The sequence below is a fragment of the Corynebacterium glyciniphilum AJ 3170 genome, from assembly GCF_000626675.1.
Lineage (GTDB): Bacteria > Actinomycetota > Actinomycetes > Mycobacteriales > Mycobacteriaceae > Corynebacterium > Corynebacterium glyciniphilum.
This window is the reverse complement of the sequence record NZ_CP006842.1, coordinates 3392676-3412969: the sequence shown is the minus strand read 5'-3', so window position 1 is coordinate 3412969 and position 20294 is coordinate 3392676. Positions and strand designations below refer to the sequence as shown.

21 protein-coding genes and 1 tRNA gene are annotated in these 20294 nt (G+C 63.1%); 9 read left to right on the top strand and 13 right to left on the bottom strand.

What is annotated here, in order from left to right:
* Positions 1-2 precede the first annotated feature (2 nt).
* Positions 3-428: an SRPBCC family protein gene (locus CGLY_RS15825; RefSeq protein WP_038550602.1), complete on the bottom strand. Its 426-nt coding sequence runs from the start codon at positions 426-428 to the stop codon at positions 3-5.
* A 123-nt stretch (positions 429-551) separates the two neighbouring features.
* Between CGLY_RS15825 and CGLY_RS15820 the strand changes: the two genes are divergently transcribed.
* The 3 genes from CGLY_RS15820 (at position 552) to CGLY_RS15810 (ending at position 4413) form a co-directional block, all read left to right on the top strand.
* Positions 552-920, top strand: a complete 369-nt coding sequence (locus tag CGLY_RS15820) for a histone-like nucleoid-structuring protein Lsr2 (RefSeq protein ID WP_038550599.1) — start codon at positions 552-554, stop codon at positions 918-920.
* 70 nt (positions 921-990) lie between these two features.
* Positions 991-2898 carry an amino acid transporter gene (locus tag CGLY_RS15815; protein WP_081803978.1) on the top strand — a complete coding sequence of 636 codons (1908 nt, stop codon included), beginning with the start codon at positions 991-993 and terminating at the stop codon, positions 2896-2898.
* 117 nt (positions 2899-3015) lie between these two features.
* Positions 3016-4413: a hypothetical protein gene (locus CGLY_RS15810; RefSeq protein WP_038550595.1), complete on the top strand. Its 1398-nt coding sequence runs from the start codon at positions 3016-3018 to the stop codon at positions 4411-4413.
* A 21-nt stretch (positions 4414-4434) separates the two neighbouring features.
* Here the strand turns inward: CGLY_RS15810 and CGLY_RS16965 are convergent, their stop codons facing one another.
* The 3 genes from CGLY_RS16965 to wzm form a co-directional block, all read right to left on the bottom strand.
* Positions 4435-4926, bottom strand: coding sequence for an NINE protein (locus tag CGLY_RS16965; RefSeq protein WP_052540463.1), 492 nt, complete (start codon positions 4924-4926; stop codon positions 4435-4437).
* 130 nt (positions 4927-5056) lie between these two features.
* Positions 5057-5845, bottom strand: coding sequence for a galactan export ABC transporter ATP-binding subunit Wzt/RfbE (gene wzt / locus CGLY_RS15800; protein WP_038550594.1), 789 nt, complete (start codon positions 5843-5845; stop codon positions 5057-5059).
* Positions 5846-5857: 12 nt separating this feature from the next.
* Positions 5858-6682, bottom strand: a complete 825-nt coding sequence (gene wzm, locus CGLY_RS15795) for a galactan export ABC transporter permease subunit Wzm/RfbD (protein ID WP_407080815.1) — start codon at positions 6680-6682, stop codon at positions 5858-5860.
* A 269-nt stretch (positions 6683-6951) separates the two neighbouring features.
* Between wzm and CGLY_RS15790 the strand changes: the two genes are divergently transcribed.
* A complete protein-coding gene (locus CGLY_RS15790) occupies positions 6952-8259 on the top strand; it encodes an aminotransferase class V-fold PLP-dependent enzyme (RefSeq protein ID WP_052540462.1) in 1308 nt (435 codons plus the stop codon).
* Here CGLY_RS15790 and CGLY_RS15785 read toward each other — a convergent pair.
* Positions 8256-9242, bottom strand: coding sequence for an NAD(P)H-quinone oxidoreductase (locus CGLY_RS15785; RefSeq protein ID WP_144313761.1), 987 nt, complete (start codon positions 9240-9242; stop codon positions 8256-8258). The genes CGLY_RS15790 and CGLY_RS15785 overlap by 4 nt on opposite strands.
* Positions 9243-9361: 119 nt before the next feature.
* Between CGLY_RS15785 and CGLY_RS15780 the strand changes: the two genes are divergently transcribed.
* The 3 genes from CGLY_RS15780 to CGLY_RS15770 all read left to right on the top strand — a co-directional run bounded on the left by CGLY_RS15780 (position 9362) and on the right by CGLY_RS15770 (position 10200).
* Positions 9362-9446, top strand: a tRNA-Ser gene (locus tag CGLY_RS15780).
* Between the two features lie 131 nt (positions 9447-9577).
* Positions 9578-9712, top strand: coding sequence for a hypothetical protein (locus CGLY_RS17995; RefSeq protein WP_265101954.1), 135 nt, complete (start codon positions 9578-9580; stop codon positions 9710-9712).
* Complete coding sequence (locus CGLY_RS15770; RefSeq protein ID WP_144313714.1) at positions 9709-10200, top strand: hypothetical protein; 492 nt, start codon at positions 9709-9711, stop codon at positions 10198-10200. Before CGLY_RS17995 ends, CGLY_RS15770 begins: the two co-directional genes overlap by 4 nt.
* A gap of 92 nt (positions 10201-10292) precedes the next feature.
* Here CGLY_RS15770 and CGLY_RS15765 read toward each other — a convergent pair whose 3' ends face one another.
* Complete coding sequence (locus tag CGLY_RS15765) at positions 10293-13091, bottom strand: DNA methyltransferase (RefSeq protein WP_038550587.1); 2799 nt, start codon at positions 13089-13091, stop codon at positions 10293-10295.
* A gap of 98 nt (positions 13092-13189) precedes the next feature.
* Here CGLY_RS15765 and CGLY_RS15760 point away from each other — a divergent pair, with 98 nt between their 5' ends.
* Positions 13190-13591, top strand: a complete 402-nt coding sequence (locus CGLY_RS15760; protein ID WP_038550584.1) for a hypothetical protein — start codon at positions 13190-13192, stop codon at positions 13589-13591.
* 64 nt (positions 13592-13655) lie between these two features.
* A complete protein-coding gene (locus CGLY_RS15755; protein ID WP_038550582.1) occupies positions 13656-13910 on the top strand; it encodes an RNA-binding protein in 255 nt (84 codons plus the stop codon).
* 280 nt (positions 13911-14190) lie between these two features.
* Here the strand turns inward: CGLY_RS15755 and CGLY_RS15750 are convergent, their stop codons facing one another.
* The 7 genes from CGLY_RS15750 to CGLY_RS15720 all read right to left on the bottom strand — a co-directional run bounded on the left by CGLY_RS15750 (position 14191) and on the right by CGLY_RS15720 (position 19955).
* The gene (locus CGLY_RS15750) at positions 14191-15606 is read right to left on the bottom strand and encodes a hypothetical protein (RefSeq protein WP_038550580.1); all 1416 of its coding nucleotides are present in this window, start codon (positions 15604-15606) and stop codon (positions 14191-14193) included.
* On the bottom strand, positions 15603-16082 hold the full coding sequence (locus CGLY_RS15745) for a hypothetical protein (protein ID WP_144313713.1): 480 nt from the start codon (positions 16080-16082) through the stop codon (positions 15603-15605). Before CGLY_RS15745 ends, CGLY_RS15750 begins: the two co-directional genes overlap by 4 nt.
* Positions 16083-16259: 177 nt before the next feature.
* Positions 16260-16454 carry a helix-turn-helix domain-containing protein gene (locus CGLY_RS15740; RefSeq protein ID WP_038550577.1) on the bottom strand — a complete coding sequence of 65 codons (195 nt, stop codon included), beginning with the start codon at positions 16452-16454 and terminating at the stop codon, positions 16260-16262.
* Positions 16455-16590: 136 nt separating this feature from the next.
* Complete coding sequence (locus CGLY_RS15735; protein ID WP_158407410.1) at positions 16591-17151, bottom strand: hypothetical protein; 561 nt, start codon at positions 17149-17151, stop codon at positions 16591-16593.
* Entirely contained in the window at positions 17138-18367 is a 1230-nt protein-coding gene (locus CGLY_RS16960; RefSeq protein WP_052540461.1) for a tyrosine-type recombinase/integrase, read from the bottom strand. The genes CGLY_RS15735 and CGLY_RS16960 overlap by 14 nt, the downstream gene beginning before the upstream one ends.
* 225 nt (positions 18368-18592) lie before the next feature.
* Positions 18593-19072 (bottom strand): L,D-transpeptidase, encoded by a 480-nt coding sequence (locus CGLY_RS15725; RefSeq protein ID WP_052540458.1) that lies wholly within the window; start codon positions 19070-19072, stop codon positions 18593-18595.
* A gap of 163 nt (positions 19073-19235) precedes the next feature.
* On the bottom strand, positions 19236-19955 hold the full coding sequence (locus CGLY_RS15720; RefSeq protein WP_038550573.1) for a hypothetical protein: 720 nt from the start codon (positions 19953-19955) through the stop codon (positions 19236-19238).
* Positions 19956-20294: the final 339 nt, after the last annotated feature.

The following is a 20294-nucleotide window of genomic DNA, read 5'->3' as shown; positions in this document are numbered from 1 at the left end:
CGTCACCTCAGGATGTTGGTCAGGTTCGTCACGATCTCGCTGCCCACCTTCTCGAACAGTAGGCGGGCGGGAAGATCCGCCAGTTTCGCTGCACCGTGGAACACGATGTCGGCGGTGTAGGTGATCTCGGTACCGTCCGGAGAATCTCGGAACGTCAGAGTGTCGGTGCTGGTGGCGGTGTCATTATGACCGACAAACTGGAGGCGGTCGAGATCGAGCTGAGTGAGCTCGTACACCAGCTCAGTGCTGATACCTAGAAGTTTCGACGTATTGTGCCACCGGCTGCCGACATCAATCGGGCCGTCGTCGAGGCGGTGGCACGCCCGGGTGCCGGGCTCCCATTCCTCGGCGTTCCCGAAATCCTTGAGGTAGTCGACGACGCTGGTCCGTGCGGCGGAGACGATGAATGTTCTCGATACGGTAGGCATTCACCAATGATACCTAACTTAGTTAGTTAAAGTCCGTCTCTCTGTACGGCACCTGGGACACCCGTCGGGTGCCCGCGCCGGCGAGGGACAGTGCTGTGGGTGAGCAATGGTATGGTGACACGAATGGGACGACGAACAGTGATCACCTACGTTGACGACATTGACCAGGAAGAACTTGCTCCTGACGAGGTCCGGACCGTGAAGTTCGGCTACCGTGGCGCCGACTACGTCCTGGACCTGTCCGAGCTGAACGCGGCGATCCTGGACGAGGAACTCGAACCGTATCTGGGTGCCGCCCGGAAGCTGCCGAAGAACGCCTCGGCCGGAACGGGACGGTCCTCCTCCACGTCGTCTTCGTCGGCCTCCGACGCCGCGCGCAACCGTCGCATCCGACAGTGGGCGAATGACAACGGTCGTGAGGTCTCCGCACGCGGCAAGATCGCCGCTGACGTGATCAGTGACTACGAGGCAGCGCACCCCGAGGACCGGTAGCCGGACCCGTAATCCACACATAGTGCCGTCACCTCTTGTCGGAAGGGCCGGGTAGGCGTACTTTCTGGCTATGCGTAAAGCGCAGGGCCTTCATCCGGTCCGTCGGGACGCCTTCACGGCACAGGTACCACGTCCCCTCCGAACCACCGACACTGATTCCAGACGCCCCTGGTGGCAGGTCATGTGCCTGTCTGGTGTCGACTACTTCTCCACCCTCGGATACCAGCCCGGCATCGCCGTTGCGGCGGCTGGCGCGTTGGCCCCCGTCGCGACGCTGATACTGGTGCTTGTCACTCTCCTCGGCGCGGTCCCGGTGTACCGGCGGATCGCCGCCGAATCCCCGGACGGGCTCGGCTCGATCGGGATGCTGGCCGGCATGGTCCGGGGATGGCGCGGCAAGTTGCTCATCCTCGTTCTCCTCGGCTTCGCTGCCTGCGACTTCATGATCACCGTGACGCTGTCGGCGTCGGATGCAGCAACCCACTTGCTCAGTTCCTCCAGCAGCCCCTGGCTGATGCCGGTCACGCTGGGACTGGTGGCACTGCTGGCAGCGGTCTTCCTGAAGGGCTTCACCGACGCTGTCCGCGTGTCGGTCCTGCTCGTGGTGGTGTACCTGGGTCTGACCACCGCGGTGGTGGCCCGGGGGCTGTGGCGCATCCTCACCGAATCCGGCCATGTCGCCGACTGGACTGCGGCGGTCACCACGCAGCACTCCAGCATCTGGATGATGCTGGCTGTCGCAGTTCTCGTGTTTCCGAAGCTGGCGCTCGGCATGTCCGGGTTCGAGACAGGGGTGTCGGTGATGCCGCTGATCCGGCCGGCGTCCGGCACCGTCGGAGAGGAGGCGCGTGCTTCCCGGATCAGGTCAGGCCGACGCCTCGTGCTCGTCAGCGCCCTGGTCATGAGTTGTTTCCTCATCGGTTCGTCGCTGTGCGTGACCATGCTGGTGCCCGGCGACCAGCTGGCTGCCGGTGGTGAGGCGAACGGCAGAGCGCTGGCGTGGCTCGCCCACGAGGAGTTCGGCCGGGTGGTGGGAAATATCTATGACGCGTCCACCATTGCCGTGCTCTGGTTCGCAGGAGCATCGGCAATGGCCGGCCTGCTGGCGTTGATTCCGCGGTTCCTGCCGGCGTACGGCATGGCGCCGACATGGGCACGACGCTCACGACCGATGGTGGTTGTGCTGGCCGCCGTCGCGGTGGTGCTGGTTCTGGTCTTCCGCGCGGATGTGGACGCCCAGTCCGGTGCCTACGCCACGGGCGTCCTGGTGCTTCTCGGCTCCGGCGCACTGGCGGTGACGCTGCACACGCTGCGGCGGGGGAACCGCCGTTCCGGGGTCCCTTTCGCCCTGGTCACTGCCGTCTTGGGATATACGCTGGTGGCGAACGTGATCGAACGTCCCGAGGGGCTGCGGGTGGCGGCGTGGTTCATCCTGGGGATCATCGTGGTGTCCGCCGTATCGCGGACGAGACGGTCATTCGAGCTGCGCGACTCCGAAATCCGGTACGACACGGCGGCCGAGCATATCGTGCAGGCGGCGGTGGCAGGGTCAGGCGAACTGCACCTGGTGGCGTCGTGCGCGCGGGAGGCGCCGGACGTCGCAGCACGCGCACGCGGCCTCCGGGCGTCCAACCATCTCAGTGGGAACCGTCCCCTCGTGTTCCTCGAGGTGACGGTGGGTGACCCGAGTGACTTCTCCTCAGTGCTCCAGGTGACCGGCCACGCCGTGGACGGGGTTCCGGTACTGCACGTCTCCGCCACCACCGTCCCGAATGCCGTCGCTGCCGTCGCGCTGGATGCCCGTGACCACTTCGATGCCATTCCGGACATCTACTTCGAATGGGGGACGGGTTCCCCGGTCCGCGAAATACTGCGGTACCTGGCGGTGGGCAGGGGTCACAATGCGGCGGTCACGCGTGAAGTTCTCCGCCGGGCCGAACCCGAGGAGGGACGCCGGCCGCGGGTGCACGTGGGGTGAGATTGGTGCTGTCTGTTTGATTCCTTGCGACTTTTTCCGTGGGGAGCGACTGATAGAATCAACAGCCAGGTAGTTGCGCCTATCTGCCAGATCGACGATTTCACCCCAGGAGCCCTCATGACCGCAGATTCGCTGGAAACATTGACGGTCATGGGGGAGCTGCGTCAACTTCGGAATGAGTGTGATGTGAACTGGGAGTCGCTCTCTGAGCCTGGGGCAGCCTCCGATTTTCTCGTCCGAACCGAAGACCTCAAGGAAATTTCCGCACGCATCGGGGAGTTGTTCTCTGACGACCCCCGGCTCCCGGATCTCCGTGACGTCGCCTTCGCTCGGGCAGTGGCTGCGAAGACCTTAGGACGTTCCGGTGACATGGAATCTTCCCTCGCTCTGAATGCTGTCCTGTCGATGTCATCGGCGAGCCCTGACTGGGTGCAGTCGGTACGTCATTTCCTGGAGAACGACGCTACCGGACGGACGAGCGGGCACGATGTGGGACGCGACTACTCAACGGTTGCGCAAGGTTTTCCGGATGCGCCTGCCTTGCCCCGGGAAGAGGACATCCTGGGAGAGAGGTACTTGGATGTGATCGATGATGCTGAGGAACCCGGAACACCGTCGTGGGATGTGCAGGTGGGTATCCTCAAGCGTAGTCCGTTCACGGAGCAGAATGACCTCGTGTGGGACGAACTGATCGCTGCCTGTCGCAGCAACCTCGCCACGGCGAAGGAATCCAGCGAGCTGTCCGCACTACAGTACTGTCTCCGTGAACTATTGGAGATGATCGCGGATAACCCCGCACTGGCATCCCCGCATCTCCGCCCGGAAATCATCGCCCGCGCCGTCGAACTGCATAGGCTGAATCAGCGGGTCATGGAGGAACTCGGGGACTCCATCAGTGCCAGATTCGACAGAAACACGTTCTTTCAATCTGTTCTGTCCAGGTTAGCCGTGGACGTCCCGATGTCTATCCCCTTGAGTGACAGAATCCTCATCGCGAGATACCACCTGGATCTTTCGCCGGACGTCACAAATCATGACAACATCGAGCGGAGCAGGTACGCGACCAGTCTGGCGGAGCTGTACCAGCGTAATGATGATCATAACGGCGAGATCATGGCATTCCTGGAAAAAGGTGCGTGCCTTGAGGATATGCGCCGTTACGCGGAGATGTATGAGGTCTATGAGCAGGCTCTCGGCCTTTCGCGTAAGTACGGTCTGGTAAGTGGAATAATATGGTCGACTATTCGACTGTCGTACGGCCATTTCCTGGCTGAGGACCCGCGCACTGCTACACAGCTGCTTCTCGATCTCGACGATCAATTGAACCGTGACGATATCAGTGGGGTGAATGAGCGGGAGGCGTATGCCGAAGCGAAGGTCGCACTGGGAAACCTTTTCGCCTACGCGGGGTCACATGACGGATCACGTCGGTACCACAGGGAGGCCGCAGAGATTTTCACATCCATCGGTAACGAGACGCGTGCCTGGGAATGCAGTCAGAGGGCTCTTGAGTGAGGTCCGGTCGCGGCTGTGCCGTCAGTTGAGCGGGATTCCCCGTGCATCATGCGAGTACCGTCCGCCTCCGACGAGGATCATGATGAACTCTACGAATGCCCAGATTCCGACGCAGAAAAGGAAGAGGAAACCGATGAGGATGATGGCCGTGAGGTAGCCGAAGATGGTCAGCCCCAGTTGACACCAGGCCTTCGCTGTGTACCCCAGGTAAAAGTTGTGGATACCCAGAGTGCCCAGGAAGAACGCCAACAGAGCAGCAGCGAGCTTGGACTTCTGTGGTCCGGGGTACATCGGAGCGCCGTATCCGCCGTGCTGCTGCATACTTCCCTGCTGGTACTGCTGAGCGTACGGCTGCTGGAAGTTCTGCTGCTGGGGGTACGTCTGGTGGGTGGGTTGCTGGAAGCCCTGCTGCGGGTACTGCTGGTATGACGACTGCTGGGGTGTCTGCGGGCTGTCCTCCGGACGGCGCTCTCCGGAAGCGCCGAACTCCGGGCTGTTGAAGGGGTTGCTCATCGGGTCTCCTTGATTCGTGCGTGCTTGGCGCCTGGCGTCGGCTGTCCGCGAATACACGTAAACGTATCAGGTCGGAAAGAACCACACCCCACGCTCCCGCTGGGTGGTCGATGCGCGAGCGAACCCGCAGCTACAACCGTCCCAGGTCCTTCAGTACACCGCGCACGTGCTCGGCAGCATTGGGCCCTTCGTATGCGCCGACGATCTCGTCCACCGGCCCGCACGACCGGATCTGGCCGTGGTCGACCCACAGTGCCGAGTCGCACAGCTGCGCCAGGAACTCATTGGAGTGCGAGGCGAACACGAGGATGCCGGACTTCTCGACCAGGGCCTGAAGCCGGATCCGCGCCTTCTCCATGAAGCTCGCGTCCACGGCCCCGATGCCCTCGTCGAGCAGAAGGATCTCGGGCTCAATGGAGGTCACCACGCCCAGGGCAAGCCGCACACGCATACCGGTGGAGTAGGTGCGCAGCGGCATGGAGAGGTAGTCGCCGAGTTCGGTGAAGTCCGCGATCTCATCCATCTTCTTCTCCATGGACTTCCGGCCCTCGCCGAGGAAGAGTCCACGGATGATGATGTTCTCGTAGCCGCTGATCTCCGGGTCCATGCCCACACCAAGGTCGAAGACGGGCGCTACGCGTCCGTCAACCACCGCGGAACCGCGGGTTGGCTCGTAGATTCCGGACAACAGGCGCAGCAGGGTGGACTTGCCGGCGCCGTTGTGGCCGACGAGACCGATCCGGTCACCTTCGTTGAGGTGCAGGTTGACGTCCCGCAGGGCCTCGATGACGACGGTGTTGTCGGAATTGCGTCCGATTGCACCGCCGGCAGCACCGAGGAACGCCTTTTTCAGCGAGCGGGATTTGGCGTCGAAGATGGGGAAGTCGACGCAGGCGTCGTAGGTGTCGATGGAAACCATGGTTGTTCTCCTTTAAACCCAGTAGCTCACGCGTGAGCGCCACTGGCGCATGAACACCATGGCGAACAGGGTGCCGAGCACGGTGAGGACGCCGACGATGATCCACGAGTGCATTTCGACGGGTTCGTTGATCATCGGGCCCCGTACGACACTGAGGTAGTGAAACAAGGGGTTGATCTCCGCGAGGCGTGCCCTGTCGGCGACAGCGCCGCCTTGCTCGAGCAGCGTCTTGGTCGTCCATACGATCGGGGTCATGTAAAACAGCAGCTGAACGAGGGACTCCAGCAGAGGCGCGACGTCGCGGAAGCGGGTGGCGATGATCCCGAAGAACATGGATACCCACACTCCGTTGGCTACCAACAGCGCCAGGCCCGGCACAGCGAGGAGAACCTCCCAGCCGACCGGAATCTGGAACACCGCCAGCAGGACCACCCAGATAACCAGGTTGTGGCACAGGATCAGGAACTGTTTCCATACCAGGCGGTAGACGTGCACGCTCAGGGCGCTGGGAAGCTGTTTGATCAGCCCCTCGTTGGCGATGAACACCTGGGATCCCTCGATGATGCATCCCGAGATGAAGCTCCACATGATCAGTCCCACGGCGACGTGGGGCAGGAACTCCTTGAGATCCATCTGGAAGAGCATGGAGTACAACAGCCCCAGTGCCACGGCCATCACGCCAGTGGCGAGGGTGATCCACAACGGGCCCAGGACGCTGCGGCGATAGCGCTGTTTGATGTCCTGCCAGCCCAGAGTGAGCCACAGTTCGCGCTGCCCGAAGCCGCGCTTCAGGTCGTCCCACGCAGCACCGAAAGTCTGGGACGTTGAGGAAGGCACACCACCTTCCGTCGGGGCGGCGACGAAGCGCTCGTACTCCGGTGACGTGGCCACCGGCCGGGGATTTTCTGAATCGGACACGGGGATACGGTACTCCGGAACCGTGTGGTGTGCGGTAATCAACGCCGGTGCCACTCATGTCCATGTACCGATGTAGTATCGGTGACGTTGGCGGGACGGCACGGTCGTTTCCTGAACTTTAGTATCGTGACCTGCAAAAATGTTCTCAGGTCGCCAGTGTGGTGAGATGCGGAAAGGGGCAGTCGGGAGTGTTCGACATCGCGAGGGTGCGAGGCCTCTATGAATCGCTGTCCGAGGGGTGGACCTACCTCAATGCGGGTCGCCGCGCGCAGGTGCCGGAGAAGGTCAGCTCGGCGGTGTCGAGGGCGTTCCGGGCATCACCCCTGCAGGGGCCGGACGGTGGAGCCCGTGGTGACCACTACGTCTCTGCAGCACGCGAGGCCGTCGCCGATCTTGTCGGGGCATCGCCGGACTGCGTCGTGCTGGGCCCCAGCCGGGCCACCTTGCTGGGCATCCTGGCCACGGCCGTGCCCGCGAAACTGCGTATGGGTCGTGAGGTCGTTCTCAGCCGCGTGGACGAGCCGTCCAACATCACCCCGTGGAAACTCGCCGCAGACCTCTACGGAGCGTCGGTGCGGTGGGCAGAGGCCGACCTCACCACCGGTGCGCTGCCTGCCTGGCAGTTCACGAGCCTGATCAGTCTCGACACCTCGATCGTCGCGGTGCCGGCGGCGAATGCCCACCTGGGCACGGTCACGGACATCCGGGCCATCGCCGACATCATGCGGGCAAAGTCCCGTGCCTGGCTCGTGGTGGATGCGGGAGCCTACGCCCCCTACCGGAAGATTGACCTGGATGCATGGGATGCGGACGTCGTCGCTCTCGACATGGCGCCCCTCGGTGGCCCAGAGGTCGGTGCTCTGGTGTTTCGTGATCCGGCGCTGCTGGCCGAACTCCATCTGGTTGAACTACGTCGTGGACGCCATGCTGCCCCAGATTCGCAGGAACTGACGGCACGCCGCGTCGCCGAACTCGAGCGGGACGGTAACGCCCCGGGCATGCTCGGGGGTGTTCCCGCCGCCGTGAATCACCTGGCAGGCCTGGACGAAGAGGCGACAGGGACCCGGCGGGAACGTCTGGCTACGTCCCTGCAGTCCAGCGAAGAGTATCTCGGGCGACTTGCCGGCTACCTGGTCGACGGCCTCCGGGACCTGGAGAACGTCCACGTTGTCGGCGTGGACGGGGAGATAGACACCGAGCCGGAGCACGACCACAACAGCTGGGGAAGTCCCACCGAGAATCGAGGACAGCATTTCGGCCCGGTCGACCGGTTGCCGCGTGTCAGCTTCCTCGTCCAGGGCATCGAAGCGTCCGTGGTCGGGGAGAGGCTGCTGAGCAACGGTGTCGTCGCCCAGATCGTCGGTCTGGAAGAAAGTGCCCTGTTCGATCAGATGGGTGTGGCCGAGATGGGTGGCGCGATCTGTGTGGCACTCGCACCGCACAACACGTACATGGACATCGACCACCTGGTCCGCGTGGTCGGCGGAATCGTCTAGCTGGCGACCTCGAAGATCGCCTTACCGGTGATCTCCCCGTCCAACAGGGACCGGTGAGCTTCTGCGGCATCCTGGATCGGGAAAACCCGGTCCACATGGTGGCAGATCCTGCCGTCCTCCAGCATCGGCCACACGTTCTTCACCGTCTCTGCCACGATCCGTGCCTTGTCGTCCCGGTCCCGGTAGCGCAGCCCCGTGGCGGAGATGTTCCCCCGTTTGGCCAGGAGCTTCCCGATGTTCAGCTCACCCTTCACTCCACCCTGCATGCCGATGATCACCAGATGGCCGTCCGGAGCCAGTGCCGACACATTGCCGTCGAGGTACTTCGCGCCGATGATGTCCAGAACCACGTCCGCACCGCCGAGTTCCTTGACGACCTTGACGAAGTCCTCCTCACGGTAATTGATCAGTACATCGGCACCGTAACGGCGGCACACGTCCAGTTTCTCGGGGCTCCCCGCCGTCACCGCCACACGAACCCCCAGGGCGTGTGCCAACTGTGTGGCGAAGATTCCGATGCCGCCGCCGCCACCGTGAATCAACAGGGTGTCGCCCTCACGCAGTCGGGCCGTCATCATCAGGTTCGACCAGATCGTGCAGGCGGCCTCAATGACGCTGGCGGTCTCCGAGAGCCCGAAACCGTCCGGGACGGGCGTCAGCTGACCAGCAGGCACAATCGTGTATTCGGCGTACGCGCCACCAGAGAGCAGCGCACCGACCTCGTCCCCCTCCCGGTACGGAGTGCCGTCGGGCCGGACGCAACCGTTCGGGTCGACGATCACGCCGGCCGCTTCAAGGCCGAGGATCTCAGATACCCCCTTTGGCGGTGGGTAGTGCCCTTTGGCCTGCAGAGTGTCAGCACGATTCAAGCCCGCAGCAGCGACCTGAATCAGGACCTCGCCCTCTTGTGGCGTCGGGATATGGGTCTCCTGCCAGTGCAGGGACCGGGGGTCGTCGGGGTCAGTCTGGATGATGGCCTTCATGTTCCCGTTCATGGCCCCAGCCTAGCGATATGCGGAGAGACAGGGGTGGTCACCGGCAATCGCCGCGTGGTGGGTTAGAATCAGGACGCGCTGAACGCACACTGACGCGTGCAGCACTGGGAGACGTGGCAGAGCGGCCGAATGCACTGGTCTTGAAAACCAGCGACGAGCGATCGTCCAGGGGTTCAAATCCCCTCGTCTCCGCTAAATAATCCATGTTTGTGCAGCTCGGACAATGTAACTGACCAGCAGGAAACCCACCGTGTGGGCAGAACGTGGGCAATCCGCCCCCGAAACTCCCCCACGGTGCCCCTGCAGAACAGGGCAAGCACAACATGGAAACCACACACGACGTTCCCCCGGTCCCCGGCAACGTCCCCACCCTCAACGTCACCGTAGACAGCTGTGACGACTTCGCCGCCGCCGCGTATTTCATGGCCGTGTACCTCGCCGAAGGGGCACCGGCATGAGTCAAGATCACGCCAAACACTCACCGGCGCGCATCGCACAACGCGGGAAAGCCTCTCAAGCGGTATCGCTCCGCGCACGCGGCTTGCCATGGGCCGAGGTTGCACGCCTCGCTGAATACCCGTCTCCGGACGCCGCGCGCGTCGCCGTCGCCCGTACGCTAGACCGCGTGGAAGCGGACAACGTTGACGACCTCCGCGCCGAGGAGGACGCGCACCTGCTCCTTCTCCGGCAGTCAGCCATGCCTGCCGCCATGGACGGAGACCCGGCCTCACTGGCCGTCTTGCTCCGCATCTCCGACTCCCGTCGGAAGCTCCACGGCATAGACCTACCCGCCTCCCACACCGTCAACATCCGGCGGGAAGAAGCAGACCTTGCTGACCAACTCGCCACCGGTCTCAACGAGATGATCGAACGGGAACGAGACAATGCACGGCAGGACGGCCTGAGGCAGGCCCACTTCCCCGAAGGTGGTGCCGACCATGCCTGACACCCGGCACACGGCCACCACCGAACTGCAGACTCTTGACGGCCTCCGTGCTGCCCTCGCCACCAATGGCCCCACATAACGTGTCCGCGACGCTAGGTGGTGGCGCTTGTGTACAGCTCCATCAAGTGCTCGAAGATGACCGTTTCGTCCCCGCCACTGTCGATGCCATATGCAGCTTCAACAGCGTCATCCAGCTGCTGGTGGGCCTTGGTCAGGGCTGGGTACAGGAAGTCGTTGTCGGGGTCGTACATGTCCGAGATGGTGGAGTCTGGATACTCGGCGCGGGCGTCGAGAACAGCCTGCGCGGCTGCTTCTATCCTCTCGGTGGTGCTGTCATCGGTGTCGGGCCAGACGAAGTTGTTGTAGACGATGTTGGCGGCATACTGGTAGTCGCTCTTGAGGCGGCCAGTGGTACGGCGCATCCAGGCCATGTGGAACTGGGAGTGGAGGACTCCGAAGTGATATAGAGTTGCATTAGGGATTAGTCGGACACCATTGCTGCACAGTACTCCCGGGTGCACATATCCAAGCGGGATATATTTCCGACGCTGTGAAGAAGTTTGGGGGATAAGGATCGAGTTTCCTTCCGGCATGTTCTCGACATGGAATCGCATGGGTGTGCTCGCCAACTTTTGTGTCGGCGCACTCTTGCTTGCCAACCGAAAATCGCGGACCGCGCGTACTCGGTCCATAACTGTGGGCATCTTCGCGACCTCCGAAGGTTTGGCGTCACCGAGCCAGAGCACCCAGCGCTCGATCCCGCGGATGAACTCCTGGGAGCCCATCCACTGGTGGAAGAATTTCTCTGCACCAGGTTCCTTGACGAGGAAGGCGTCCTTCTCTTCAGCCGTGAAGAGGTAGTTGCCACCGTCGATCGGCTTGTTTCCGATCCCGATCTTCGGCACATCGCAAATCGGGGTACTTCGGTTCCAGATGAAGGCATCCGGGGCGTCAGCGAGGTAGGCGTTGAGCTGGGCCGGACGCTGAAGCTCGGCTGGGGAGTCAGGAGTCTTGTAATGGAACAGTCGTTTCGGGCCACCGTGCTTCGAGAACCCAACGATCACGCAAAAAACGTTGGCCTGGTCCGTGGCCTCGTTGGCCCAGCGGAAGGTATCGTGAGCGAAGTCGATTTGCACCCCCAAGTCCCAGATCGGTGACCAGATGTTCGCTACCTGCTCGCCCTGGCAGATGGAGTTGGTGGACACAAAAGCACAGCGAACCGGGTGGTCGCCGATGTAGTCGGCGGCCTTCGCGTACCAGGCAGCGACGAAGTCAACGTTGCCGATGTTCCGCGACGCGCCGATGGCGGTGAAAACGTCTTTGACGTCCTGCTTCTGCTCCTTGGACTGGTTCCGTGCTCCCAGAAATGGCGGGTTGCCGATGATGTAGGAACAGCCCGCCGGGGCGACGACGTCTGACCAGTCCGTCTGTAGCGCGTTGGCGTGGACGATCTTCGCCGCGTCCCGGAGCGGAAGATCATCGATGGTCCGGGCGACGATCGTCTCGGTTTCGATGTTGGCCTGTAGTTCAGCAATCCACAGCGCTGTCTCTGCGACCGACACGGCGAAGTCGTTGATTTCCAGGCCGTAGAACTGCCGCAGTGACACCTTCACCGGGGAGACACCGATGTCCTCGAAGCCGAAGGCAGCTTGGTTACCGGCCTTTTCGGAGATGACCTTGTTCTCCAACCGGCGCAGTGAGATGTAGGTCTCGGTCAGGAAGTTGCCGGAGCCACACGCCGGGTCGAAGAACGTCAGACCGGCCAGCTTCTCATGGAAGGCGTTGAGCTGGTTGCGTCGTTTACGGTCGCCGATACCTTCGGCGGTGAGGATGTTGTCCAGCTCGTCGGTCAGTTGGTCGAGGTACAGCGGGTCGATGACCTTGTGGATGTTCTCCGGCGATGTGTAGTGCATTCCACCGGCGTGCCGGGTCTCCGGGTTAAGCGTGGACTCGAAGACGCCGCCAAAGATCGTCGGGGAGATGGACGCCCAATCAGTGCCTTTACTGACGTCGTCGAGTAGGACCTGCTTGATTTCGTCGGTGAACGGCGGAACCTCGGTAGACCCACGGAACAGGCCACCGTTGACGTAGGGGAAGGCCCTCATTGCGTCAGACGCGTAGGGGTCGCGGTCTTCCTCGGGGGTGTCCAGCCAGGCGAACAGGTCCTTGATCGCCGGGCGGATACGGTTAGCCGGGAGGTCTTGGAGGAAGTGGTAGAAGGCGTCTTTGGGGAACAGGCCCGCGTCTTCGGCGAACAGGCAGAACACCAGTCGCACACACAGCACGTTCAACGCGTGCTGGTTCTCTTCGGTCTCCGGGTCGATGTACTGCTCGCTCAACAGGTGGTACAGCTGGCCAATGAGCGAACCGGCGTCCAAGGAGACCCGTTGTTCCCTTACCCGGCGCGCGCGTTGGGGGTCTACGAGGAAGTCCAGCAGGTAAAGGTAGTCCGGCAGCTCGTCGAGGGTGAAGCTTGTGTAGTTCTCGCCGGGCTTCGCGGTGTTGGCGAGGTCGTGGATACGGAACTCGTTGAAGTCGCAGACGATGATGGTGTCTGGTCGCTGGGTGTTCGGCATGGAGTCCGCATAGGCCTTGGCTTGGTGGAAGGGGGTGACCTTTCGCCCCTGGCGGGTCTCTGCTTTGTCCAGGTCGATGCCGAGTGATTTCTGCTCGATGAAGGTCTTGGCGTCAGCGATGACGACGTCGATGTATCCGCGGTCCACGGTGCTCTGCTCGAAGCGGGCAGCGGTGGTGACGTCCTCCATGCCGATGACGTCGCGGAGAAGTTCCAGCCAGAAGCTCTGGGTATCTTCGTTTTCGTTGCCGCGCCCTTTCCACTTCGCGGCGAAGTCCCGGGCGGCGCGCTTCTTCTGCGCGGGAGATAGAGTCATAGCTAAGAGTGTACAAAGGGAAAATAAGGGAACGGGGCAATGCTGCCTCTTGCTGTGCAAGCGGAGAAAGCGGCCAACGGAGTATGGCGCGTCCTGCCATGAATTCGCCGACCAACGACGGGACCGCCTCCTACACCGTCAACGGCCCCATTGACTCCCCCACACGCCACGACAGCGCCGACCACGCCGCAACGGACCTGACCAACCGCATCACCAGCGTGCAGGACGCCACTGAGGCCGCACACCAGCGCGCCGGGCAATGGGCAACCGTCCAACAGTCCGCCGCCGACGACAATGCCGCATGGTCCACCCTCGCCGCCGAAGTCAACGCCGAACTCCCCCACGGCTGCAACATCCCCACCCCGACGGCGAACGACCTCTACGCCGTAGCCTCATGGCCTCCCATGACAGCCATGGTCGCTGACACCCTCGCCCGGTGGCACGCCACCAACCGCGACCACGCCGCACGCTCCGCCCCCACCGACGCCCCTCAACGCTGAGGGTGCTGAACTCCACGACAACACCGACCAGCCAATCCTACGACCCTCCCATTGGGACACGGCGGTGACGTTGTGGCGACCGGTCCACATCGTCCGCAAACCCGGCACCAACCCCACCGTCCGCAACGGTCGCGTCGTCGTAGACCAGGACACCCGTAAGGTCATCGCGTGGCGACACTACGGCGTCGTCACCCCGATCAGTCAGGACGACATGGACGCCGCCATGGGAGAGATGGAACATGCCCGAAGTGTGGTCGCTGAGGTTGCCGACAGGCACCGTGCCGAAGCGGAACGCATCGCCGGGAAACTCCGCCTGTAGGTCTCGCCGTTCTGGGGTGGTGTTCGCCCATGGGGGCGTTCGGTTGGTAGCGTGCCGACCGTACCGAAGGGGGCACGGGAATCTCCGGGGGACCGTAAGGGGGCGTCCCACCCATCCTACCCGTCCCAGTGCAGGTCACAGACAAAACAGAATGTCCTACCCCCTGTCCCAGGGGCGTCCTACCCCCTCCGCTCAGCTGCTAGGGGTAGGATGGGGTAGGACACCTAAGCAACGCTCTGAACAGTGATAGGACGGGTAGGGCCGGGTAGGACACCCCCTTTTACTCCTCTCCGTCCGTCCTAAGGTCCATAATCCACTCAGCCCCCGTCTCCGTGTCCTCGCTCACTGACACCCGGCGCGCCTCCAGCATTTCCGTGAGAACGTCGTCAAACTCGTTCCTGCAGCGGCGTGCCTTACCGTTGCGAACCGCCGAACGACGAAATCGACCACCGCCGTCCGATAGGGCTTGTTCGATCACCTCCCGCGCCCGATCCATACGCTCATCGGCAACCTGTCCGCGTGCCTCCGCGCGCACGCTCTCCCGCGCTGCCGCCGCCTCCGTCGCACGGTCACGACTGCCTTGCAGGCACCTGCGCCGTGTATCCCGGTTGTGCTGCCACACCAGACCAGCCAACCGCCAATCCTCCGAGTTCACATCACCAGTGCGACCGTCCAACAGTGACAGTGCCACGGCCACTATCTCCCGACACTGCAGCGCGTGTGAATCCCACGGGTGCGGGTACCGGCCTTCACGCTTGTGCTCTTTGTCCGTCCTCAGCGCCGCCGTCACCTCCGGGCACACTCTCACAACCCGTTGTAGGTCGTCCCCGGCGGGCACGCGCACCTGTACCGGCTCAGCCGCCGGGGTGTCCATGTCATGGTCGAAATCCTCCATGTCTGCCCACAGAAACCGCTGAGGTAGTCCGCTGCCGTCCTCGTTCAGCAGTACTCCCGCGTTGGCAGGCTGCACACCAGCCAACAGACCTAACCGGTACGATCCAGCGTTCAGTCGCCGCGTAGTAGTTTTGTCCGCATTGGTGTTGCCGACAGCCTTGCCAGACCACATAGACAACAGTTTCGGCTGCAACGTCGCACCGGTACGCCCTGACAGCGCGGTCAACTCCGTGATTTCGTCCACATCGAACATGGCACGGGTCACCGGCATCTCCTCCGGGTCATTCGGCATGGCGAACGTTGCCACCAGACCTTCCCCGGAACCGACCGGCAACACCGGCACATCTACGCGCCTGCCGTGACTGTCCGTGATGATGACGCAATTCTCCGCCATTGCCATGACCTCGCCCTTGCCGCCGCCGGAAGGTGCCGCAAGCGCGCCGTACATGTTCAGCGAACCGGGGGCACTTCGGACTCCAAGACCGGGAAGCATCAGGGACGGGGGCGTGGCGACCAACACCCGGATGATGACCGCGACCAGAACCGCAAACGGTGCCTCACCCGCGTTTCGGGCGTTGTCACGGATACTTCGGAGAACGGCGCGACAGTCGAAGACATCCGCGACGCTCACCGGATGCTCTCCGCCGTCCTCGCTCGGCGCGATAGCCGCGCTGCCGTCCTCTCCGGTGCCACGGGGTGCCGGGTGCTCGTTCAATGGCTCAGACGCGCTCTCAGCGCCACCCGTTGCCGTCATCAACGTCTCCGGTGCGCCCCAGAACGCCGACGGTTGAAAGTCACTCATGCCGTCCTCCGATCATCACCAGGAATGTCGAAACCTGCGGCCTCAGCCAACACCAATAACCGAACCAACTGACGCAACGCCCCCGGCACGCTGAACGGGTCGCGGGTCTCCTCCACACCGATCAGCGTCCTGCCCACGGTGCCGCAAGCGCGGTACATGTGCGCCTCGTTCACGACGTCCCACAACGCAGGTATCTCAAACACGTTCGGGGTGGTGGCGTGCATCCCCTCCACCGGACGTGACAACACGTTCGGCAACTCCACCGTCAACGCCGTGTGTGCCTCCGCGCCGGGTGTCTTGTTCAACTCCGCGATGACCGCCACGGGGTTCACCGGGCGCTCTCCGGCGTCGTTCTCAACGGCCCGGGTGGCGACCCTCAGTAGGGTCTCCAGAATCAGCCTTCGGGGTGGGGAGAACAACGTACCGGGGTCCTCGTTGGTGCACTCCTCCAGCACCTTGCCGTATGGGAAGTGCATGAGTCCTCGCAACAGGGCAGTCTCGTTGTAGGCGTCTAGTCGTTTCCACTGCTCAGTGGTCGGAACATCCGAGGTGGGGGTGATATAGTCAGGTGTAGACGGCTCCCCCGTCGTCTGCCCTGTTACACCCCCACCTGCTGCCCTGTTGGTGGGGGTTACGTCTTGCCTGTCGTCCATTCAGGCCACCACCTTCACGGCGTGGCCGGAAAGCATGGCGTCAATCTCGTTCAGGTCCACACGGAGGAACCGGGTGCCGTACCCAAACCCGTTTACCTTCCCCTGTTGCACCCACCGCCGGATGGTGTTTGTGCTTGTAGCGGCGTACTCTGCAGCGACCTTGACGGTCGCGTATCGGCGCGTCCTTTGTGACATGGAAAACTAGCCCTTTCAGGGTCCTCATTTTCCGGGCCGCGACTCCCGCGTATTCGCCTGCCTAGGCGCGCGCTGAATTGTGGTGACGACGATACCCCATGTGGGAGATGTGGGCACGTCTGGCACCGGGGGTTCGCTACAAGGCGACGCGCTTAGACCGCTTACGCCGCACACGCCTAGCGTCCCCACGCACCCGGCCTTTCCCCACTTGCAGGGGCACATGAGCACAGTTCGCGTGGACGCTCAGCGTCTCTGTCCAATCAGCGAACCGTATGCACTCCCACCGTCCCGGCACCGGTTCGGGGGTCAGGTCCGTGGATTCTTTCAGGCTCTCCGGCCTGTAGTTCGGAGACGGTACCCCTGGCACGTCTCGCCACTTGTTCACCGACTCCTCAGCGCGTGCCACGGCGTCCGCGTCCACCCCCTCCGGCACCTCTCCGGCATCCCAATCCTGCAGTTCGTCGCCGTTGACTACCGCAATACTCCGGTACTGCCTCCACATGAAAAACAGGGTGCCCTCGACCTTCACCAGCGCCGCGATCAGGTCACCGTCTCGCTTGCACCGGTACTCGACAAGCGCCGCTTTCCTGAGCCTCTTACTGTCCAGCAGCCAACCGCCGCGTATCCGCTCCTCCATTTCCCACTGCCTTTGTAGACGCTCCACACCCGCCGTCTCGCCGCTGTCATTCATCGTCACCGTTTCCGTCCCGGTCCCCGTCGTCCACAACACCCGGCGCGCCGGGAACCACCCCAGCAAGCGCCGACATAGCCGCCGCCAACACCACCGGCCTATCCGCCGCCGTGTGCTGATACCCCATCGCCACATCCGGCGTGGAATGGCCTAGATAGTCCATCATCTCCCGCACCGTCGCACCCGCCTGCGCATACGCCGTGCCGCCGAAGTGCCGCAACGAATGAGGGGACGCCTTCGGACACCCGGCCTCAGCAGCACGCAACTTGAAAGCGTTGTAGTACTTCTGCCGCGTGACCTGCTGACCGTCACCGTTCGGGAACAACAGGCCGTCCCGACCCGGATTAGACCGTGACGCCAACTGTTCATCAATCACCCTCACCAGGTGGTCAGGTACCACGACCGTCCGCGTCTTGCCGCCCTTCGGGGGCGTCACCGTCCACTCTCCCCCGCGTTTCTGAGCCTGCCTGTCAACGTGCAGAATCACCCGGTCCGGCCTCCGGGAACCGTCCACCGCCGGGGGCTGCTGGTGACGCTCAACGTCGCGCCGTCGAAGTTCCTGCCACTCCGCCGACCGCAACCCACACCACGCCGCTATCTCGGTCCCGGCGCGGTAATGCTCCGGCATGTTGTCCACGATCACCCGTAACTGCTGCAGGTTCGGCACGGCCTTGTGCTCACGCTCCGGTAACAAGGTCGCCCCCTTCACCTGACAGGGGTTAGCGTCCAGCGTGCCGCTATTCACCTCCGCCTGCAGCGCCGCGTGCAGCAACTTGTAAGCGTCCGCGTTCCGTTTCGTGATGCCCCCATGGTCACGCCGTATGTCGTCAACCCACCGGTACGCATGGGACCGGGTGAAGTCTGGTAGCAGAACATCCGACAGGTACGGCTCAATCCTGTTCCGGCGGATGGACTGGTACAACCTCCGCGACGACTCCGCTAGGTGCCCGGCGGTACGTATCCACCGGTCCACTGCCTCGTTGAGGGAGACGTTCACCGCCGCTGCCTGAGCCTCGCGCTCCGCCGGGGGCGTCCAGTCTCCCCGGTCAATCAGCCGCTCCTCACTGTCTAGCCACCCCTCAGCGCGTCCCCGTGACAGGAAAGTACGCGGGGAAGTCCACCGCCGCCCCCGGTAGGTGTAGCGCGCCCGGAACTTCCCTGACCTCAGTTCCTCCGTCGCGCCGAACCGCCGCTTCTTCGGCTTGCTCTTCGGTCTGCCCATTGCTGCCCTGCCCTTGTGCCCTGTTCCTGCTGCCCACACACCACGGAATCCGTGGGCAATACGTGGGCAATGAGTGTGAATGTGTGGGTACTTGTGTACCTATAGTGGGCACCGTACCATGGGTAATGACCTGCTGAAAGCATGGAAACTGCAAGGTAGCGACGGTATGGGCAATCTCCGTAGTGCGGAATCCCCTCGTCTCCGCCATTCAGTAGGCAGGGGTGCCTACGCCACCACATCAACGATGTCGCCGACCTGGAGGGTGTTGAAGAAGGTGACAGCGTCGTCGTGCAGCAGGTGGATGCACCCGTGGGAGAGCACGCCCGGGTCGCCCTCATGGAAGGCGATGCCGATGTCGTGGGGGTAGGACGTTCCCGCTGAGAAGAACACCGAGAACGGCATCGGGGCGTCGTAGGCGCTGGACCACCAGTCCGCGTCCTTCCGGGTGACCTGTGTCGTTCCGGCAGGGGTCTCGTACCCCGCTCGGCCCGTACTGGCAGCCACCGGGCCGCGGATGATGGTGCCTGCGCCGTCCTGCAGCCACGCGGTCTGGTTACCTAGGCTGATGCATGCTTTCGCCTCCACGGCGCAGGGTGCGTTCCGGGGCTCGGGTGTCGGAGGAGCGGCGTTCGCGGGTGAGGCGAAAGCCAGGGCCAGCGCCGCAGAGCCGGCGGACAATGTCAGGATTCGGCCGATGCTCTTCATCGGGACGCACCTCCAGAAGTGGGTCAGTGTGACCCAGGTTACCCTTCCGCGGTGCACAGGGATGTCGCGGATTACGCTCCGGCGCGTCGCGGGCGCGGCAAAAGGCCAGGTCGCCGAAATTCGAGGCGTAATCCGTGACCACCCCTGACTGCGCTACTCCGCGCTATTCCAGCACGGTGATCTGCTCGACGACCGGAAGTTGCATTCTGCCGCCGTTCGGCCGCTCGACGACCAGCTCCGTCCCCACGGACGCCGACACCAGCCGAGTCCAGGGCACCCGGTCGCGCTGCACTTCGCGGCGGGAGACGTCGAAGATCCACAGCGCATGGTCCAGGAGAACGGTCGTCCCCGCGTGTTCATCCCCCGCCAGGCGAAGCAGATACACGTGGCCATCCAGCTCTTCGCGTTGCAGTCCACCCAGGTCCGGGGCGTCGGTGATTGAATCCACCGTCGTCGTCAGGACAGTGATCCGCGTGACCAGGCCGAAACGGTGGACGGTCCCCTCGGCGGAGAGGACCGTGAGTGGTTGTCCGATCGCGCACCGTCGGATTCCGCCGTGTCGCCACACCACAGGTTGCGGGGCTTCCGTCTCCGGGCCGCGTCGGGCGGGACGGACGGCCGCCCACCACGGGTCCAGGGTGACACGGTAGGACGGTTGCTCGGTCTCGACGAGATACCGGCCCGGGGAGTCGGCGGTGAGAAGCGACGGGCGTTCCGCCGCCAGGGCGAAGAGCGTGTCCACCACTTCCTCGTCCGTGGAGTTCCAGCCGACTCCCCGTGATTCCAGCACGCCGTAGAGCTGGGGCAGGGTCAGGTCCGGTTGGCTCTCCCAGGCCTGCGCGAGTGTTTCGAGGACGCGGGGAATTCTCAGAGGGTCCTTCACTCTTCTCATGGTAGCTTCCCGTGTCTGGATGGTGATGCGCGCATTACGACCGCGTTGCGGCGCGGCGGAGACGTACACAGGCGGGAAACTGATCTGAAACCCGTTTGTAATAATCGTCTCATCTGATAGGAAGTCCCGGAGCGTATGATGGGAATGCGCAGCTGTATCGATATGGGACCCCTGGGGGGATAAGATACAAAGACAACCACAGATCGAGACGGATCCCGATACGGCGATAAAACGTGTCCTGCATCACATGATGTCACCGGCACCAGCGACTCTAAGCCAAGCCTAATTTTGTGCCACCTCCGCAGGACCGTATCAGTAGGGCAAAAGCAC

What these genes read in the sequence shown, in the direction of transcription:
- CGLY_RS15745 (WP_144313713.1), bottom strand. Translation starts at nt 16,082, where the DNA reads ATGCACTTCCCATACGGCAAGGTGCTGGAGGAGTGCACCAACGAGGAC.
- CGLY_RS15750 (WP_038550580.1), bottom strand. Translation starts at nt 15,606, where the DNA reads ATGAGTGACTTTCAACCGTCGGCGTTCTGGGGCGCACCGGAGACGTTG.
- CGLY_RS16960 (WP_052540461.1), bottom strand. Translation starts at nt 18,367, where the DNA reads ATGGGCAGACCGAAGAGCAAGCCGAAGAAGCGGCGGTTCGGCGCGACG.
- CGLY_RS15740 (WP_038550577.1), bottom strand. Translation starts at nt 16,454, where the DNA reads ATGTCACAAAGGACGCGCCGATACGCGACCGTCAAGGTCGCTGCAGAG.
- wzt (WP_038550594.1), bottom strand. Translation starts at nt 5,845, where the DNA reads ATGGTTTCCATCGACACCTACGACGCCTGCGTCGACTTCCCCATCTTC.
- CGLY_RS15820 (WP_038550599.1), top strand. Translation starts at nt 552, where the DNA reads ATGGGACGACGAACAGTGATCACCTACGTTGACGACATTGACCAGGAA.
- CGLY_RS17995 (WP_265101954.1), top strand. Translation starts at nt 9,578, where the DNA reads ATGGAAACCACACACGACGTTCCCCCGGTCCCCGGCAACGTCCCCACC.
- CGLY_RS15825 (WP_038550602.1), bottom strand. Translation starts at nt 428, where the DNA reads ATGCCTACCGTATCGAGAACATTCATCGTCTCCGCCGCACGGACCAGC.
- CGLY_RS15815 (WP_081803978.1), top strand. Translation starts at nt 991, where the DNA reads ATGCGTAAAGCGCAGGGCCTTCATCCGGTCCGTCGGGACGCCTTCACG.
- CGLY_RS15785 (WP_144313761.1), bottom strand. Translation starts at nt 9,242, where the DNA reads ATGAAGGCCATCATCCAGACTGACCCCGACGACCCCCGGTCCCTGCAC.
- CGLY_RS15725 (WP_052540458.1), bottom strand. Translation starts at nt 19,072, where the DNA reads ATGAAGAGCATCGGCCGAATCCTGACATTGTCCGCCGGCTCTGCGGCG.
- CGLY_RS16965 (WP_052540463.1), bottom strand. Translation starts at nt 4,926, where the DNA reads ATGAGCAACCCCTTCAACAGCCCGGAGTTCGGCGCTTCCGGAGAGCGC.
- CGLY_RS15765 (WP_038550587.1), bottom strand. Translation starts at nt 13,091, where the DNA reads ATGACTCTATCTCCCGCGCAGAAGAAGCGCGCCGCCCGGGACTTCGCC.
- CGLY_RS15770 (WP_144313714.1), top strand. Translation starts at nt 9,709, where the DNA reads ATGAGTCAAGATCACGCCAAACACTCACCGGCGCGCATCGCACAACGC.
- CGLY_RS15760 (WP_038550584.1), top strand. Translation starts at nt 13,190, where the DNA reads ATGAATTCGCCGACCAACGACGGGACCGCCTCCTACACCGTCAACGGC.
- CGLY_RS15810 (WP_038550595.1), top strand. Translation starts at nt 3,016, where the DNA reads ATGACCGCAGATTCGCTGGAAACATTGACGGTCATGGGGGAGCTGCGT.